Origin of the sequence: Aestuariivita sp. (assembly GCF_049276915.1) — a bacterium.
GTDB lineage: Bacteria > Pseudomonadota > Alphaproteobacteria > Rhodobacterales > Rhodobacteraceae > Aestuariivita.
On sequence record NZ_JBASXK010000014.1, the window covers coordinates 1 to 2,346 of the forward strand.

Below are 2,346 nucleotides of genomic sequence, written 5' to 3' on the forward strand. Positions count from 1 at the left end.
AAATAAGCCATATTTTTCAGGTGTTTTTGGTGACCCCGGCAGGATTCGAACCTGCAACCTGCCCCTTAGGAGGGGGCTGCTCTATCCAGTTGAGCCACGGGGCCGCTGGGCGTCTTCATACAAGCCCCTCAGCGGTTTGTCATCTTCTGACCTGCATGCTTGCCCCATTGGCCGTGTTTGCGATAACACTTGGGAAAGACGAAGCCACAAGGGCCATTCCATGTCGATCGAGCACAAACGTCCCCTTACACTGCGCGATGTATCCGAAGCATCCGGCGTCTCGGAAATGACCGTAAGCCGGGTTCTGCGCAATCGTGGTGACGTGTCGGACGCAACCCGCACGCGCGTGCTGGCTGCCGCGAAAGAGCTGGGCTATGTTCCGAACAAGATCGCCGGTGCGCTGGCGTCCAGCCGTGTCAATCTGGTGGCGGTGATCATTCCATCCCTGTCAAACATGGTCTTTCCCGAAGTTCTGACCGGCATCAATCAGGTGCTGGAAGACACCGAGTTGCAGCCCGTCGTCGGCGTCACCGATTACCTGCCCGAAAAAGAGGAACGCGTTTTGTATGAAATGCTGTCCTGGCGACCCTCAGGTGTGATCATCGCGGGGCTGGAACACTCGGATGCGGCCCGCGCGATGCTTGAAGCTGCCGGAATACCCGTGGTCGAGGTGATGGACAGCGACGGCACACCGGTCGATGCAATGGTCGGGATTTCCCACCGACGCGCCGGGCGCGAAATGGCCAAGGCCATTCTCAAGGCCGGCTATCAGCGGATCGGGTTCATGGGCACCAAGATGCCGCTGGATCACCGCGCACGCAAACGCTTTGAGGGCTTTACCGAGCATCTGGCGAAATCCGGCGTCGAGATCGAGGATCGCGCATTCTACTCTGGCGGGTCGGCTCTGGCCAAAGGGCGTGAGATGACAGCAGACATGCTGGAACGGTCGCCCGATCTGGATTTTCTCTATTATTCCAACGATCTGATCGGTGCCGGAGGATTGCTGTATCTTGTTGAGCAAGGCATCGACATCCCCGGACAGATTGGTCTTGCTGGCTTTAACGGTGTCGAGTTGCTGCAGGGCCTGCCCCGGCAACTGGCCACGATGGATTCCTGCCGGGTAGAGATCGGGCGCAAAGCCGCCGAGATCGTGGCGACGCTTCTGGAAAATCCCGAGGCGCAGATCGAAAAGATCGTGACCCTGTCGCCCAAGATCTCTTATGGCGATACGCTGCGCCGTCGATAAATGATGGCGCGGCCGCAGCTGGATACCAAAGCAGCGCGTCGTCTGTTCCTACACAAACACGGGCTGGCGGATCAACCGGCAGGCACGGGGAAAGGCGGCGACCTGCATGCGGTGATCCAAGACCTGGGGTTCGTGCAACTGGACAGCATCAACACCGTCGCACGCGCCCATGACATGATCCTGTTTGCCCGCAGGTCGGGGTATCGCCCGGGCAATCTGCAACGGCTTTACGAGAAAGACCGCGCGCTGTTCGAACATTGGACCCATGATGCGGCGGTGATCCCGATGGAGTTCTATCCCCATTGGCACCTGCGGTTTCATCGCGACGCAGAACTTTTGAAAAAGCGGTGGCGCAATTGGCGTCGTGACGGGTTCGAGGCCCGTTTTGACGATGTGCTCGACCATATCCGCGCGCATGGCCCGGTTTGTTCTGCGGATCTGGGGCAGGATGAAAAGAAAAGCTCGGGCGGCTGGTGGGACTGGCACCCGTCCAAGACCGCATTGGAATATCTGTGGCGCTCGGGTGCGCTTACGGTTGTGGGGCGGCAGGGTTTTCAAAAACACTATGACCTGACCGAACGCGTCATCGACCAGAGACTGCTGCATTCCAACGCGCGCCCCGAGACAGGAGACACGATCGACTGGTGCTGCAAAACCGCCCTTGATCGGCTGGGGTTTGCCACCTCCGGAGAGTTGGCGGCGTTCTGGGATACGGTCACTCCGGCCGAGGCCAGGGCATGGTGCATGCAGGCGCTGGATGACAAACGGATCATCGCGCTGGATATCGTCTGCGCGAACGGAGCTGTGCGTCAGGTCTTTGCCAGGCCGGACGTTCTGGAAGAAGCCGCCGCCACCCCCGAGCCGCCGGGGCGTATCCGGGTGCTGAGCCCGTTTGATCCCGCCCTGCGAGACCGCAAGCGCGCCGAGCGGCTGTTTGATTTTCACTATCGCATCGAGGTCTTCGTTCCGGCCGCCAAGAGGACATATGGATATTACGTCTTTCCCCTGCTTGAGAAGGACCGCCTGATCGGGCGGATCGACATGAAAGCCTATCGCGATCGGGATGTTCTGATCGTGCGCAGGGTCTGGCCCGAACAAAC

At 59.7% G+C, this 2,346-nt stretch carries 2 protein-coding genes and 1 tRNA gene; 2 read left to right on the top strand and 1 reads right to left on the bottom strand.

The features are described 5' to 3' along the window. Window positions 1-27: 27 nt before the first annotated feature. A tRNA-Arg gene (locus tag WAO69_RS01295) sits at window positions 28-104 on the bottom strand. A gap of 116 nt (window positions 105-220) precedes the next feature. Here WAO69_RS01295 and WAO69_RS01300 point away from each other — a divergent pair. Together WAO69_RS01300 and WAO69_RS01305 are read left to right on the top strand one after the other, a co-directional pair. Further along, window positions 221-1,246, top strand: coding sequence for a LacI family DNA-binding transcriptional regulator (locus WAO69_RS01300; protein ID WP_422175949.1), 1,026 nt, complete (start codon window positions 221-223; stop codon window positions 1,244-1,246). Between the two features lie 3 nt (window positions 1,247-1,249). Then, a partial coding sequence (locus WAO69_RS01305; protein ID WP_422175951.1) for a winged helix-turn-helix domain-containing protein occupies window positions 1,250-2,346 on the top strand: 1,097 nt, incomplete at its 3' end.